The organism is Streptomyces sp. S6 (assembly GCF_054880855.1).
This window is the reverse complement of sequence record NZ_JBTYMC010000162.1, coordinates 1-14,701: the sequence shown is the minus strand read 5'-3', so window position 1 is coordinate 14,701 and position 14,701 is coordinate 1. Positions and strand designations below refer to the sequence as shown.

Annotated in this window: 11 protein-coding genes and 1 pseudogene; 4 read left to right on the top strand and 8 right to left on the bottom strand. The window is 72.5% G+C overall.

The genetic code is table 11. The features are described 5' to 3' along the window. The 5 genes and pseudogenes from ACVNF4_RS21720 to ACVNF4_RS21700 all read right to left on the bottom strand — a co-directional run. Positions 1-227: pseudogene (locus ACVNF4_RS21720) on the bottom strand (phosphatase PAP2 family protein); the annotation flags it as partial. Positions 228-365: 138 nt separating this feature from the next. Beyond that, the gene (locus ACVNF4_RS21715) at positions 366-1,748 is read right to left on the bottom strand and encodes a diacylglycerol/lipid kinase family protein (RefSeq protein ID WP_461804529.1); all 1,383 of its coding nucleotides are present in this window, start codon (positions 1,746-1,748) and stop codon (positions 366-368) included. A 119-nt stretch (positions 1,749-1,867) separates the two neighbouring features. Then, positions 1,868-2,041 carry a hypothetical protein gene (locus ACVNF4_RS21710; protein WP_461804528.1) on the bottom strand — a complete coding sequence of 58 codons (174 nt, stop codon included), beginning with the start codon at positions 2,039-2,041 and terminating at the stop codon, positions 1,868-1,870. Positions 2,042-2,157: 116 nt separating this feature from the next. After that, positions 2,158-3,831 carry a hypothetical protein gene (locus ACVNF4_RS21705; protein ID WP_461804527.1) on the bottom strand — a complete coding sequence of 558 codons (1,674 nt, stop codon included), beginning with the start codon at positions 3,829-3,831 and terminating at the stop codon, positions 2,158-2,160. Between the two features lie 158 nt (positions 3,832-3,989). Beyond that, the gene (locus ACVNF4_RS21700; protein WP_461804526.1) at positions 3,990-4,838 is read right to left on the bottom strand and encodes a hypothetical protein; all 849 of its coding nucleotides are present in this window, start codon (positions 4,836-4,838) and stop codon (positions 3,990-3,992) included. A gap of 284 nt (positions 4,839-5,122) precedes the next feature. Between ACVNF4_RS21700 and ACVNF4_RS21695 the strand changes: the two genes are divergently transcribed. After that, complete coding sequence (locus ACVNF4_RS21695) at positions 5,123-5,779, top strand: lipoprotein (protein ID WP_461804525.1); 657 nt, start codon at positions 5,123-5,125, stop codon at positions 5,777-5,779. Between the two features lie 182 nt (positions 5,780-5,961). Here ACVNF4_RS21695 and ACVNF4_RS21690 read toward each other — a convergent pair whose 3' ends face one another. Next, positions 5,962-7,389, bottom strand: a complete 1,428-nt coding sequence (locus ACVNF4_RS21690) for an alkaline phosphatase family protein (protein WP_461804524.1) — start codon at positions 7,387-7,389, stop codon at positions 5,962-5,964. A 337-nt stretch (positions 7,390-7,726) separates the two neighbouring features. On the opposite strand from ACVNF4_RS21690, the gene ACVNF4_RS21685 reads away from it, so the two are divergent. From ACVNF4_RS21685 to ACVNF4_RS21675, 3 genes are all read left to right on the top strand, one after another. Beyond that, entirely contained in the window at positions 7,727-10,456 is a 2,730-nt protein-coding gene (locus tag ACVNF4_RS21685) for a SpoIIE family protein phosphatase (protein WP_461804523.1), read from the top strand. A 143-nt stretch (positions 10,457-10,599) separates the two neighbouring features. Beyond that, entirely contained in the window at positions 10,600-11,964 is a 1,365-nt protein-coding gene (locus tag ACVNF4_RS21680; RefSeq protein WP_461804522.1) for an FAD-dependent oxidoreductase, read from the top strand. A gap of 73 nt (positions 11,965-12,037) precedes the next feature. Further along, positions 12,038-12,985, top strand: a complete 948-nt coding sequence (locus ACVNF4_RS21675) for a DUF1152 domain-containing protein (RefSeq protein ID WP_461804521.1) — start codon at positions 12,038-12,040, stop codon at positions 12,983-12,985. Here ACVNF4_RS21675 and ACVNF4_RS21670 read toward each other — a convergent pair. Both ACVNF4_RS21670 and ACVNF4_RS21665 read right to left on the bottom strand, forming a co-directional pair. Further along, positions 12,936-13,937, bottom strand: coding sequence for a hypothetical protein (locus ACVNF4_RS21670; RefSeq protein ID WP_461804520.1), 1,002 nt, complete (start codon positions 13,935-13,937; stop codon positions 12,936-12,938). The genes ACVNF4_RS21675 and ACVNF4_RS21670 overlap by 50 nt on opposite strands. After that, a complete protein-coding gene (locus ACVNF4_RS21665; RefSeq protein WP_461804530.1) occupies positions 13,934-14,305 on the bottom strand; it encodes a PadR family transcriptional regulator in 372 nt (123 codons plus the stop codon). Before ACVNF4_RS21665 ends, ACVNF4_RS21670 begins: the two co-directional genes overlap by 4 nt. Positions 14,306-14,701: the final 396 nt, after the last annotated feature.

The following is a 14,701-nucleotide window of genomic DNA, read 5'->3' as shown; positions in this document are numbered from 1 at the left end:
GCGACGCCCAGCAGGGCCGCGCGGCGGGTGCGGCCGGGGCGCAGGGCGAGCAGGGCCGCTGCGGCGAAGGAGATCTTCGAGTGGTTGGCGGCCGTGGACAGCCGCCGCAGTGCCGTGTCCAGCGTGGGTGTCTTGGTGACGGTCACGGCCTCGTACAGGGCCTGGTCGAGGGCGGCGAGATCACGCACCAGGCTGAGGCTCTTGAGGCTGCTGTGCGGTTGAGGCATGGTCGTTTCTCCGGACGGCGGGTTCGGGACCGGCAGCACACCGCGCGGGCGGGCTGCCGACGAGGACGGAGGGAAAGGGGGCGACCCCTGAGGCTCAACGACGGCGACGCGCGCACGCGCACACGCGTACCCCCGTTCTCACTCGTCCCCCTCCGCTTCCCCCTCCACCTGCACCACAGGCCGGTCCAGTGCGAGCCGCACGATGCGCCGCCAGTCGACGTTCGGCGGCGCGTACGTCGCGCCGGGACGGCGGCGTGGCACGCGCACGCGCAGGGCGCCCTGGCGGAGGGTGCAGACGACGGGGACGGGCAGGACGAGGGCCTCGCCGTCGACGGCGACGGGGATGTGCGGGCGGTCGGCGGAGATCTCGACGCGGGCCGACTTCATGGAGGTGATGCCCCCGGCGCGCTCGCCGCGCAGGACGACCTCGGCGGCCTGGGCCGCGCCCTCGACCTTGATGCCGATGACCCCGAGGGCCCCGGAGTCGAGCCGGGGACGCCGGCCGCCGCCGAAGGGGTCGGCGCGCGCGTAGGGGTTGTTGCTGACGAGGACGGCCTGCGGGGCGTGCAGGCGGGTGTCACCGGCGAGGACGCCGAGGGTCGCGCCGGCGTCGCCCATGAGGAGGTCGGGGAGCCGGTCGAGGGCGGTGAACGCCTTGGCGTCGCGGTACTCGGGGCTCTGCACTATCTCGGCGTAGGCCCCGAAGGAGACGGTGTTGACGAAGGCGCGTCCGTCGACGTCCCCGAGGTCGACGCGGAACTCGACGCCGTCGGTGAGCGCTTCGAGGGAGGTGACGGGGTCGGTGCGGTCGAGGCCGAGGTCCATGGCGAAGTGGTTGCGGGTGCCGGCGGCGATGACGACGAACGGCACGTCGTGCTCGGCGGCGACGGCGGCGACCAGTGCCTGGGTGCCGTCGCCGCCCGCGACGCCGAGGAGGTCGGCGCCCTCGGCGAGCGCGCGGCGGGCCTCGGCCTCGGGGTCGGTGCTGCCGTCGGGGGCGATGAGGATCACGCGGGCGCCGAGGGCCTCGGCGCGGCGGGCGAGGTCGAAGCGCCCGACCTTGCCGCCTCCGGAGCGCGGGTTCATGAGGAACACGGGGTTGCCGGGCGGCGGGGTCTTGCGGCCGCGCCTGCGGCGTCTGTTGTGCGGGCGCCGGACGCTGCGCAGCGCGGCGCGGGCGCTGGCGAGGGCGGCCGTCCACAGGGCGATCGCGAAGACGGCGACGACCCACAGGCCGGAGGAGGCGTAGAGCCACAGGACGCCGAACGGCACGAGGACCGCGAGGAGCGCTCCCAGGACCCGGGTCCAGCCGCGGTGCGCGAGGGCCCACCACAGGCCCGCTCCGGCCAGGGCGAGCCCGCCCACGCCGGTCAGCAGGACGACCCAGCCGTCCGATCCGGCGCCCGCGACGACCGTGAAGACCATGCAGGCGACCAGGAGCAGGGCGAGGCGGGCCCAGTCGCGGGCCCGGCGGGCCTCGAAGTCCCGCGCGGTGGCGCTTCGCGCGCGTGTCTCGTTCACCGTGTGCCCGTCATGCCGTGTGGTCTCCCTCGGGTCCCGAGCGTCGTTGCCGTGATCGTGATTACCACATCGTGGCGTACCACGATGGTGGGCAACGGTACCCGGGGCCCGTAACGGGCTCAGCGGGCGCCGGAGTTGGCGCGTGCCTGCTGCCTGCGGGCGTTGTTGTAGGCGCGCATGAGGTGCTTGGAGACGGCGCAGGGCATGGTGTCGAAGTGGCACTGCCGGCAGGTGCGCGCGTGGTCCTCGTAGGCGGCGCGGGCCTGCTGGAGCGGGTCTTCGGAAAAGGTCATGACAGTCCTCCGACGGGATGGGGGGAGTGGGAGGGTGAGCCGGCCAACATGATGGTTGTAAGGTTCACTTAAAGTCAGAGTGGATCATGTTACTGACGGTTAGGGAAAGCCGGCCTTCAGAGGGCTTCGTCACAGCAGCCGGGCCCGGTGCGCGAGTTGCGGCAGAAGCAGGACGACTCCACCGGCACGTCGGCCAACGCGCGCGCCAGTGTGAGCTGTTGGGCGATCAGTGCCGCTTCCGCGTGCTTGCCGAGCCGGACCAGGCACTCGTGCAGGCCGTGCAGGGCCCAGACGTTGTTCGGGTGCTGGAGCGGGCGGGGCAGTGCGGGGTCCAGGCCGAGGTCGGCGCGGTAGACGGCCTCCGCCTCGGTGACGCGGCCCTGTTCGAGCAGGAGTGCCCCGTAGGCGTGCCGGGTGGGCTGCATCCAGCCCCAGGGCTCGTCGTAGGGCAGGGCGTCGCTCAGTTCGACCGAGCGTTCCAGGGCGGCGAAGGCGGCGTCGAAGCGGCCCTTGCGGTACTCCAGTTCGCCGTCGAGCATCGCGGAGGCGATCGCGAGGAGGTCCTGGCAGGTGTTGTTGAACAGGGTCCGGGAGTCGGGCACGCGTGCGTGGGCGGCCCGGAACAGGGTGCGTTCGGTCTCCGCCTCCAGGACGCGTCCGGTGGCGGAGAGGGCGACCCCGCGCGCGTAGTGGTGCATCGCGGTGGTGACGGAGTACAGGTCCGGGTCGGCGGGCTTCGGCAGGGCGAGGACGTCGGCCCAGCGTCCGAAGCGGATCAGGACGTGGACGCGCATCGCGAGGAACCCCTCCAGCCAGTCGGCCATGGGCGGGCTCTCGACCCTGAGGAGTTCCTCGGCGACGGTCTCCTCCAGGGCGTCGGCGGCCTCCAGCGCGGTCTTCGAGGCGCCGAGGAACATCGCGCCGTAGATCCGGAAGTGGTGGTTGTGGGCGCGGTAGAGCGTGTAGAAGTTCATCGCTCCCCCGCGCGCGTGCGCCTTCGCGTCGGCGGTGACTGCGGCGGTGTTGTCGGCGACGACCCGGCGGTAGTCGCCGCAGAGGACCTCCAGGTGCGAGGGCATGTGCAGGAGGTGGCCGGCGTCGGGGACGAGGCCGCGCAGCCGGTCGGCGGCCGTGAGGGCGGCCTCCGGGGTGGGCGACATCTCCATCAGGTGGATGTACAGGTGGGGCAGTCCGGGGTGGGTGCCCTCGGGGTCGGCGGCGAGGGCCCGTTCCAGTACCTCCCTGGCCCGCTCGGTGCGGGCACCCTCGGCGGGGCGGCCCGTCCCGAGGTCCCACAGCTGCCAGGGGGTGAGGTTCATGAGGGCCTCGGCGTACAGGGCCGCGACGTCCGGGTCGTCCGGCGCGAGGGCGTACACGGCCTCCATGGCGTCCGCGTAGGCGTGGTTCCACACCTCGCAGTCCTCGACGGCCTGCGCGCGCGGGTAGCGGCTCCTGAGGGCCGCGATGAGGGCCCGCTCGACGGGCCTCGCCCGCGCGGCGCGCTCCTGGGCCCGCTCGACCGCCTCGTGCGTGCGCTCGACGGTGCGTGTGAGGTCCTTGTCGTCGAAGAACTCCCAGGGTTTGTTGTAGTTGGGGCCGAGGGCGTAGGCGATGCCCCAGTGGGCCATCGCGCACTCCGGGTCCGCGCGGGCGGCCTCCTCGAAGCAGGCGACGGCCTCCTCGTGGTGGAACGCGTACGTCCACACGAGGCCCCGGTCGAACCACTTCTGGGCCTCGGCGGACGGGGTGGTGACGATCCGGCCGTAGCCGCCGAGGTCGTAGTACTCCATGGGCGCTCCCTGCTCGCGGCCACCCCTGGACGGCGGCCCCGAGGGACGTATTACCGCCCGGCGGGGCGCCGTGGGAGCGGGTCGGGACGGGGAGCACCCGAACGGGACGGGCGGATCATCGGCTCGTACGACCGTGGACCGCTCCCCCGGTGGCACCCTTACGGGACGCGCCCGCACTCGGGCGCCGCCTCCCCCCGCACCCGCACGGCCGGCACCTCGGCCCCCTTCGGCTCCTGCGACCGCATCGCCTGCGCGGGCACCAGCGCGGGCCACCGCACCCACGCCGGCAGCATCTCCCGCACGCGCACGCGCCAGCGCTCCCCGCGCCCGTGCAGCAGCCCCATGACGAGGGCCGCCGCCACGGCGATCAGATGCTCGCGGCCCGCGAGGTTGGGTTTGGCGATCGACTCGACGACCATCGAACCGCCCGTGAGGGTGAAGACGATCGGGGCCCGGCGGATGACGGACATGTACGTGAAGAGGCCGACGACGGCCGCCGAGGGACCCGTGTCGAGGACGTGACCGATCTCCGGCGGCAGGCCGCCCCAGCGGTCAGGACCGAGCGCGAGCATGATGCGGACGGTGAGCGTGCCGGAGAGGGTGGAGGCGTAGGCGATGACCAGGGTCCGCGCGCGCCCGAGGGCTACCTCGGCGAGGGCGAAGGCCAGGAACAGCTGGGTGATACCGGCCCAGACGGGCAGGTCCAGGGCCGGGACGTAGAGGGAGATCGGGGTGCGCAGGAGGGCCTGCCAGAGCGGGATGCTGCCCTGGACGCCGCCGACCTCGCGGACGATCTTCTCCCCGGTGTCGTTCTGCGCGATCGCGTGGAAGAAGATGACCCCCGCACAGGCGACGATGGCCAGGGAGAGCGCGGAGGGGCCCCGCCGCCACAGCTCGCGCACGGGGTCGACGACGATCCCTTGCAGCTCGCCCCACAGGGTGCGCCCGATGAACGCGACCCCCCGGTACAGCGGTGATCTCCGCCGTACCCCCGCCTTCTCTTCCACTGCTCGCCCCACCGTCGTCCCCACTGGTCACCCGCACACACATTCGGAAGATCGAATCTAACTCCTGAGACGCCCGGAATCGACATTCGGGTTGATTTCGGCTCCGGTCTCGCAGGGCGCACGCGACCGGACCCACGACCCACGCACTCTCAACGACGGCAGTTCACGCCCCGAGGTTCAGTCTGCACCGAACCGAAGTGACCATCGCCACACCCCGGACAGAACCATTGTCAGTGCCCTCGATTACAGTCCGTTGCCAGATCCGTACGAGAGGGGAACTCAGGGTGGGGAACATACGACGGGGGCTGTCGGCGGTGCTGGTCGCGGGGGCGCTGGCCGGCTGCGGGACGTCCGGCGGGGATGCGGGGAGCCGGGCGGAGAAAAGTGGCGCGAAGAGCCCGACGCCCTCCGCAGCGCCGTCCGCGCCTTCGGTGGCCTCGGGCGGGACGCTCGGCGCGAAGGGGTCGGCCTGCGAGCTGCCGGTGACCTTCGAGACGGCCGCGAAGTGGAAGGCCAAGGCCATCGAGGTCCCGAAGGATGCCCCCGCCGACGTCCTCGACGTCCTCCTGCACCAGGGCCCCGTCACCGGCGTCTGCGAGATCGACGCCAAGCCCGCGGGGCACATCGGCTTCCTCCGCGTCTACCGGGGCAAGCCCGGCAACGCCGACGCGCGGACGGTCCTCCGGGGCTTCGTCGCCGCCGAGAAGGACGTGAGCGAGGAGCAGTACAAGACGTTCACAGCGGGCGGCGTGACCGGCGTCGAGGTCTCCTACCGCGTGAAGGTCGAACTCCTCGACGACGTCAAGACGGAGCACGCCCTCGCCGTCACCACCCCCGACGGCCCCGTCGTCCTCCACCTCGGCGGCCTCGACGACGAGGAGCACAAGGCCATGCTCCCCGCCTTCGACCTGGCCGAACGCACCCTGCGCGTCACCGCCTGAGGCCCTCACGGCACCTCGGGCGGCGACACGCAGGAAAGCCGCTCCCCCGGCACGGGAGCGGCGCGAAACCGGCGGGCACCGCGCCCGCACGCCACCCCCGCCGGTTCCCACCTTCCCCTCACACGCGAGCCGCCCGAGCCGCCCCAGCTGCCCGCTCCCCCGCCCTCGCCCTGAGGCGCCCCTCACCGATGCGGTCGCCGCCCCCGCTCCTGCTCGGGGAACGTCTGGTCCGCCCCCGGCAGCGTCGGCTTCGGCAACGTCGCCACCTCCTCCTTCGCCTTCTCCAACTGCTCGGCCGTGTCGTCGGGCAGTCGGGGCGGGCGGGGGCCGGCGTCGGTGAAGCGGAATGCGGAGGTGAGGTCGCCGAAGGTCTCCCGGCGCCAGTCGGTGACGTTCGGCTCCGCCACCCCCGTGAACCGCTCCAGGAACTGGAGCGCCGAGGTGTGGTCGAAGGCCTCGGTCGCCACCCAGCCACCGACGGTCCAGGGCGAGACGATGATCGCCGGGACGCGGAAGCCGCCGCCGATGGGGAGGCCCTTGATGAACTCGCCGGGTGTGCCGGCGGGCGGCGTCGGCGGGGGCACGTGGTCGAACAGGCCGTCGTTCTCGTCGTAGTTGAGGATGAACGCCGTCTTGCGCCACACGTCGGGGTTGGCGGCGATGGCCTCGATCTTCGAGGCGACGAAGTCGGCGCCTGCGGCGGGCAGGTAGTCCGGGTGCTCGGACTGGAGGCTCGTCGGCATGATCCAGGAGACCGCCGGGAGACGGTCGCCGCGGGCGTCGTCCTCGAACGTGTCCTTCGGCTGCCGCCGCACCCCGCGTTCGTAGAGGTCGGAGCCGGGCCGGGCGTTCTTGAAGGCCGCGAACCGCTCCAGCATGTTGCAGCCGTAGTTGTCGTCCTCCTGGTACACCTTCCAGCTGACGCCGGCCGCCTGGAGGCGCTGCGCGTACGTCGTCCAGGTGTAGGGCTTGGGCGCGGAGTTGCTGGTGACGGGGCCGCCGTGGGTGCCCGCGGGGTCGATCGAACCGGTCATCCACATCAGGCGGTTGGGCCAGGTGGGGCCGAAGACCGAGCAGAAGTAGTTGTCGCAGACGGTGAACGTCTCCGCCAGGGCGAACTGGAAGGGGATGTCCGCGCGGGTGTAGTAGCCCATGACGTAGGGGCCGTTGACGCCGTCGGCCTTGCGGTGGGCGGGCAGCCAGCGGTCCATCCGGCCGTTGTTCCAGGCTTCGTGCTGCACGGACCAGGCGTGGCTGGTGGAGGGGATCGCCTGGGCGCTTGAGGCGTGCGTGTCGAGGTGGAAGGGCAGGAGGTAGCCCTTCGGGTTCACGGCGTCCGGCTGGTAGAAGACGGACCGGCCGGTGTCGAGGATCGGCGCGTCGGGGTCGGCGAAGCCGCGCACCCCCCGCAGGGTGCCGAAGTAGTGGTCGAAGGAGCGGTTCTCCTGCATCAGCATCACGACGTGCTCGATGTCGCGCAGGGAGCCGCGGGCCGGCGGTCCGGCGGCCACGGCCCGCTGGACGCTCGGCGGGAGGAGAGAGAGCGCGGCACCGCCGCCTAATGTGCCGGCGGCGGTTCCCAGGAGTCTGCGTCGGGTCAACTCGGCCATGTGGGCCCCTTGGTGAGTGACGGCCAGATCGGCACCCACTGTCCTCGTGGGGCGTTCGGGGCAGCAGGGACGGCCGGTGAAATTCACCCCAACGCATCGGCATGAGTTGGCCAAGTCATGACACACGCCACCGCGACGTCGCCCGCCCGTCGCCGACGCGTGAACTTCCGCACAGAACCCGACGGTTCACCGGCCCCGCGCCTCTCCCCCACCCCTTTCCCCCGCCCTCTCGGCGAACGATCCCCCTCCGCCACCCCGCCTCCCCGGCCGCGCATGCGACAGCTCACCCTCCGTGACGGCTCTCGCCTCGCGGGGCGCGGCAGTGTAGACATGGCGCATGGCCCGTCGTCCCCGTGGACCACACGCTCCGCGTCCGTCCGTCACAGCCCGCCGCGCACGGGAGCGGCGAATCCCGTACGGCGCCGCGCCGCGCAGGGCGCTGGGCAGACGCAGTCTCGCCACCCAGGTCTTCGTGCTCCAGGTCGCCGTGGTGCTGCTGCTCGTCGTCGCGGCGGTGGTGGCGCTGGTCCTCCAGGTCCGGCACGACGGCACCGCGGAGGCCCGCAGCCGTTCACTGGCGGTCGCGGAGTCGTTCGCGAACGCGCCGGGGATGGTGGAGGCGCTCGCGTCGCCGGATCCGACGGCGGTGCTCCAGCCGCGCGCGGAGGCCGCCCGCAAGGCCGCCGACATGGACTTCATCGTCGTCATGAGCCCGGACGGCATCCGTTACACGCACCCGAAGCCCGACCGGATCGGGAAGAGGTTCGTCGGGACGATCGCGCCCGCGCAGGAGGGCGGGACGGTCGTCGAGGACATAGACGGCACGCTCGGGCGGCTGGTGCAGGCGGTCGTGCCGGTGAAGGCCGCGGACGGGAGGGTCGTCGGGCTGGTGTCGTCGGGGATCACGACCGAGAGCGTCGGCGGGACCGTCGACCGGCAGCTCCCGCTGGTCCTGGTGACGGCGGGCGCGGCGCTGCTGCTGGCGACGGGCGGCACCGCGCTGGTCAGCAGGCGCCTGCTGCGGCAGACGCACGGCCTGGGCCCGCGCGAGATGACCCGCATGTACGAGCACCACGACGCGGTGCTGCACGCCGTCCGCGAGGGTGTCCTGATCGTCGACGGCGGCGGCCGGCTGATGCTGGCGAACGACGAGGCGCACCGCCTGCTGGACCTTCCGGAGGACGCCGAGGGCCGGTACGTCCCGGAGCTGGGCCTGGACGCGGCGACGGCGGACCTGCTGGCGTCGGGCCGGGTCGTGACGGACGAGCTGCGGCTCGTCGGGGACCGGCTGCTGGCGATCAGCCAGCGGCCCACCGAGGTCGCCGGCGGCCCCTCGGGCAGCGTGGCGACGCTGCGGGACTCCACGGAGCTGCGGGCGCTGTCCGGCCGCGCGGAGGAGGCCCGGGAGCGGCTGGACATCCTGTACGCGGCCGGGGTCGGCATCGGGACGAGCCTGGACGTGACGCGGACGGCGGAGGAGCTGGCGGAGCTGGCGATGCCCCGGTTCGCGGACTTCGTGACCGTCGACCTGTTCGACTCGGTCCTCAAGGGCGAGGAACCGGAACCCGGTTCGGCGCTGCGGCGCACGGCCTCGACGGGGGTGCGCAAGGGCGCTCCGCTGTACGCGGCGGGTGAGCCGGTGAAGCTGGTGGACTCGGCGCCGCAGGGCCGCAGTGTCGTGGAGGGGCGGGCCGTGCTGGAGGCGCGGCTGAAGGAATCGCCGGGGTGGCGGGCGCAGGACCTCGAACGGACCGAGCAGGTCGTCGAGTTCGGCATCCACTCGCTGATCGCCGTTCCGGTGCGGGCGGGTTCGCTGGTCCTCGGTGTGGTGAGTTTCTGGCGTTCGGAGCGCCCCGAGCCGTTCGACGCGGACGAGGTGGCGCTCGCGGAGGAACTGGTGGCGCGGGCCGCCGTCACGATCGACAACGCGCGCCGCTTCACCCGCGAGCACAGCATGGCGGAAACGCTTCAGCGCAGCCTGCTGCCGCGCACGCTGCCCGAGCAGAGCGCCCTGGACATCGCCTACCGCTATCTGCCGGCGCAGGCCGGGGTGGGCGGGGACTGGTTCGACGTGCTGCCGCTGTCGGGGGCGCGGGTCGCGCTGGTGGTCGGGGACGTCGTCGGGCACGGGCTGCTCGCGGCGGCGACGATGGGGCGGCTGCGGACGGCCGTGCACAACTTCTCCGCGCTGGACCTGGCGCCGGAAGAACTGCTCGGGCTGCTGGACGAGTTGGTGGACCGGATCGACCTGGAGGACGAGTCGGCGGCGCCGGTGACCGGCGCGACCTGCCTGTACGCGATCTACGACCCGGTGTCGCGGCGCTGCACGATGGCGCGGGCCGGGCATCCGCCGCCCGCGATCGTGCACCCCGACGGGCGGGTGGAGTTCGCGGACGTGCCGCCGGGGCTGCCGCTGGGCCTGGGCGGGCTGCCGTTCGAGACGGTGGAGCTGGAGCTGCCGGAGGGCAGCCGGCTCGTGCTGTACACGGACGGTCTGGTGGAGTCCCGGGACCGGGACATCGACAGCGGTCTCGACCTGCTGCGCGAGGCGCTCGCCGGTGCCGAGCCGGATCCCGAGCCGACGTGCCGTGCGGTCCTGGAGTCGCTGCTGCCGGCCCGTCCGAACGACGACATCGCGCTGATCGTCGCCCGCACCCGCGCGCTCGGCCCGGACCGGGTCGCGGAGTGGGAAGTGCCGATGGACCCGGCGGAGGTCTCCCGGGTGCGCGCGGCCGTCTCCCGGCGCCTCGCGGACTGGGATCTGGACGACCTGTCGTTCACGACCGAGCTGATCCTCAGCGAGCTGGTCACCAACGCGATCCGCTACGGCGGCGCCCCGGTGCGGGTGCGGCTGCTGCGGGACCGGACGCTGATCTGCGAGGTCTCCGACGCGAGCAGCACCTCCCCGCACCTGCGGTACGCGGCGATGACCGACGAGGGCGGGCGGGGCCTGTTCCTGGTGGCGCAGATCGCGGAGCGCTGGGGGACCAGGTATTCGGCTGTGGGGAAGGTCATCTGGGCGGAACAGCCCCTGCCCCCTGATCATCCGCTCTCGGCAGACCGATAAACTGCTGGTCGCACCCGACGTCGGGAGACAACTCATAAGACCGGTTTATGAGCCCATAGACCGGACCCGCATACCGGGTTAGGCTTGCCTTAGTTTAAGCTTCCCGTCGAGTCGATCAATCGCCTCTCGAAGGGAACCTGATCATGCCCCGCCCCCTGCGGGTAGCCATCGTCGGAGCCGGCCCCGCCGGGATCTACGCCGCCGACGCGCTGCTCAAGTCCGATGTGGCCGCCGAGCCCGGTGTCTCCATCGACCTCTTCGAGCGGATGCCGGCCCCGTTCGGACTGATCCGGTACGGCGTGGCCCCGGACCACCCCCGCATCAAGGGCATCATCACGGCCCTGCACCAGGTCCTGGACAAGCCGCAGATCCGCCTCTTCGGCAATGTCGACTACCCCACCGACATCAGCCTCGACGACCTGCGCGCCTTCTACGACGCGGTGATCTTCTCGACCGGCGCCATGGCCGACCGCGAACTCGCGGTCCCGGGCATCGAGCTGGACGGCTCCTACGGCGCCGCCGACTTCGTCTCCTGGTACGACGGCCACCCGGACGTCCCGCGCACCTGGCCTCTGGAGGCCGAGAAGGTCGCGGTCCTCGGCGTCGGGAACGTCGCCCTCGACGTCGCCCGCATCCTCGCGAAGACGGCCGACGAGCTGCTCCCGACGGAGATCCCGGCCAACGTGTACGACGGCCTGAAGGCGAACAAGGCGCTGGAGGTGCACGTCTTCGGCCGCCGTGGCCCGGCGCAGGCCAAGTTCTCCCCGATGGAGCTGCGGGAGCTGGACCACTCCCCCAACATCGAGGTCATCGTCGACCCCGAGGACATCGACTACGACGAGGGCTCGATCGCGACCCGGCGCGGCAACAAGCAGGCCGACATGGTCGCCAAGACGCTGGAGAACTGGGCGATCCGGGATGCCGGGGACCGCCCGCACAAGCTGTTCCTGCACTTCTTCGAGTCGCCCACCGAGATCCTCGGCGAGGACGGCAAGGTCGTCGGCCTGCGCACCGAGCGCACGGAGCTGGACGGCACGGGCAACGTCAAGGGCACCGGCACATTCAAGGACTGGGACCTGGGCGCCGTCTACCGCGCGGTCGGCTACCTCTCCGAGAAGCTCCCGAAGCTCCCCTGGGACCTCGACTCCGGCACCGTCCCCGACGACGGCGGCCGGGTCATCGAGGAGAGCGGCGGCCACCTGACGTCCGTGTACGTCACGGGCTGGATCCGGCGCGGCCCGGTCGGTCTCATCGGCCACACCAAGGGCGACGCGAACGAGACCGTCGCGAACCTCCTGGACGACCACGCGAACGGCCGTCTCCAGACGCCGACTTCGCCGGAGCCGGAGTCCGTCGAGGCGTTCCTGGCCGAGCGCGAGGTCCGCTTCACCACCTGGGACGGCTGGTACCGGCTCGACGCCGCCGAGAAGGCCCTCGGCGAGCCCCAGGGCCGTGAGCGCGTGAAGATCGTCGAGCGCGAGGACATGTTGCGGGAGAGCGGCGCCTGAGCCGTCGTCGGCGGGGGGTGGACCGTACAGAAATCGTGTACGGTCCACCCCTCGCCGTTGTTATGGTCCTCTGATGTTCTCCCTGGCCGAGCCCCCTCTCTTCACGCGCCTGCGCGACGCCCGGCGTGTCCTGATCGCCGGTGCGGGCGGCGGATTCGACGTGTACGCCGGGCTGCCGCTGGCGCTCGCGCTGCGGGCGGCCGGGAAGGACGTGCACCTGGCGAACCTCTCCTTCGCGGACCTGTACGGGCTGCCCTCCGAGGTGTGGGTGGCGCCGGACGTCGCCGCGATCACGCCCGACACCCCTGTACGCGGGGACTACTTCCCGGAACGCGCGCTCGCGCGGTGGCTGGACGAGACGGTGTACGCGTTCCCGCGCACCGGGGTCGCGCCGCTCCTCGACGCCTACCGGGCGCTGCTCGATCACCTGGGCGGGGTCGACGCGGTCGTCCTGGTCGACGGGGGCACCGACATCCTGATGCGGGGCGACGAGGACGGCCTCGGGACGCCGGAGGAGGACATGGCGAGCCTGGCCGCCGTGACCCGACTGGACGTCGCCGAGCGGCTGGTGGTGTGCCTGGGGTTCGGGGTGGACGCGTATCACGGCGTCAACCACGCGCTGGTGCTGGAGAATCTGGCCGCGCTGGACCGCGACGGCGGCTACCTGGGCGCCTTCTCGATCCCCCGGGAGAGCGCGGAGGGCGCCGCGTACCTGGACGCCGTCGCGCACGCGCAGGAGGCGACGGCGAGCCACCCGAGCATCGTCCAGGGGTCGGTCGCCGCCGCCGTGCGCGGAAAGTTCGGGGACGTGCGGTTCACCGAACGCACCAAGGGGGGCGAGCTGTTCGTGAATCCGCTGATGGCGGTGTACTTCTGCGTGGACGCCGGGGCGCTGGCCCGGCGGAACCTGTATCTCGACCGGCTGGCGGAGACGGTGCTGATGCGTCAGATCAGCACGCGGATCGCGGAGTTCAGGGACGGGCTGCCCCGGCTGCGCCCACCCCGCGTGTTCCCGCACTGAGCAGGGCCGCCGCGAGCAGGCCCAGGCCGGCCGCCTGGGTGACGGAGCCGAGGCGCGCGGTCTGCGGGAGGACGGCGAACCAGTGGAGCAGCGTCGTCACGCGCAGGGCCAGCAGGAGCAGGGCCAGCGCGGCGAGGGCGAAGGCCGTCTCCGGGACGCGGGGGCGCCGGGCCGGCCACAGGAGGCCCGCGAGGAGGACGGCGGTGGTCGGCGCCCACACGGAGTCCACGGCGAGCGGGAGCACGACCTGGGAGGCGCCCATGACGACGCAGGAGGCCAGGTAGACGAGGCCGGGGGTGCCGGCGGGGAGGGCGGCGGGCGGGGCGTCGCGGTGGTGGGCGGCGCCCAGCGCGAGGACGGTCAGCCAGGCCAGCAGGCCGTCGGTGGTGGCGTAGGCCAGGTCGGGCGGGTAGGCGTCACTGACGAACGGGGCGAGGAACACCCAGAGTTCGGGCAACGCGGCCAGTGCGGCGGCGGTCACGGCGAGCCGCCTGCGGTCGCGCAGGAGGGCGGCGTACGCGACCGTCCACAGCAGCGGCAGCGTCCACTCCAGGAGCGCCACGGGCACGCTGTTGCCGGGGCCCCGGCCGTTGAAGCGGGTCAGGAAGAGGTCCCACTGCGCCGGGCCGTTGGAGGTGCCCCAGGTCAGCTCCAGGGCGCGGTCCACGACCGCCCAGGCCGCCTGGAGGAGGACGGCGAACAGGGCGAACTGCCGTACGGACGAGCCGAACAGGGCGTACCGGCGGGGTGCGCCGGTGCCGCCGAGGCGGGTGCGGACGGCGAGGGCGGCGATGCTCGCGACCTCGCCGACGGTGGGGCGGCTCTGGTCCTGGGTCTCCGGGTCGACGTCCCACAGGTACGTCTCGACCATCTCCTCCTCCCGCTCACGCCGGTAGTAGGCGGGCAGCAGGCGCAGGACGGTCCGGTAGCGGGCTTCGAGCAGGGTCGTCATGCCAGTCCTCCGGCGAGTCCGGGGCCCGTGAGGGGAGGGGAGACGGTGGCGCCGGGGGCGTGTCCGCCTTCGACCAGGCGGCGTCTGGCCGCGCCGGCGCCCGCCGCCATGCGCTCCGCCTCGGCGTCCAGCGCGGCGACGCCCTCGTCGGTGAGGCGGTAGTACCGGCGCAGCCTGCCCTGCTGGACCTCCTCGCGGTCCAGGACGATCAGGCCGTCGGCGGTGAGTCTGTCGAGGACGCCGTAGAGGGTGCCGACCCTCAGCTGGACCTCGCCGTCGGAGAGGTCCTCGACCTCACGCAGGATGCCGTAGCCGTGCCGGGGCTGATCGGCGAGGGCCGTCAGCACGAAGAACGCGGCTTGTGTCATGGACTTCGTTCCCATGGGACCAGAATATATCGGCCGCCGATATATATCGCACGCCGAAAGTCCGATCGCGCCGACACCGGCGCGTCGTGAGGCCGTAGGTCCCCGTCGAAGGAGAAGGCTTCGGCATGCTGTGAACCGCCCTCGACCCGGGTAGATCTCACCTTGCGCACCTTCGCGCAGCACTCTCGACGACAAAAGGACACATGGCCTTGGCTCTCGCGTACCCTGACGCACCATCAACTCGTCGCCCGGGACGGTCGTGGACGATCCGCGTGACGGGGCACCGCGACCGGACCGCCTCCGTCACCTGCTCCTCCAACTGCCCCATGCCCGCGCGCTCCCGTGACGTCGCGGCGCTGCGGCGCTTCGCGGAGGCGCACGCCGCCGCGCACGCGC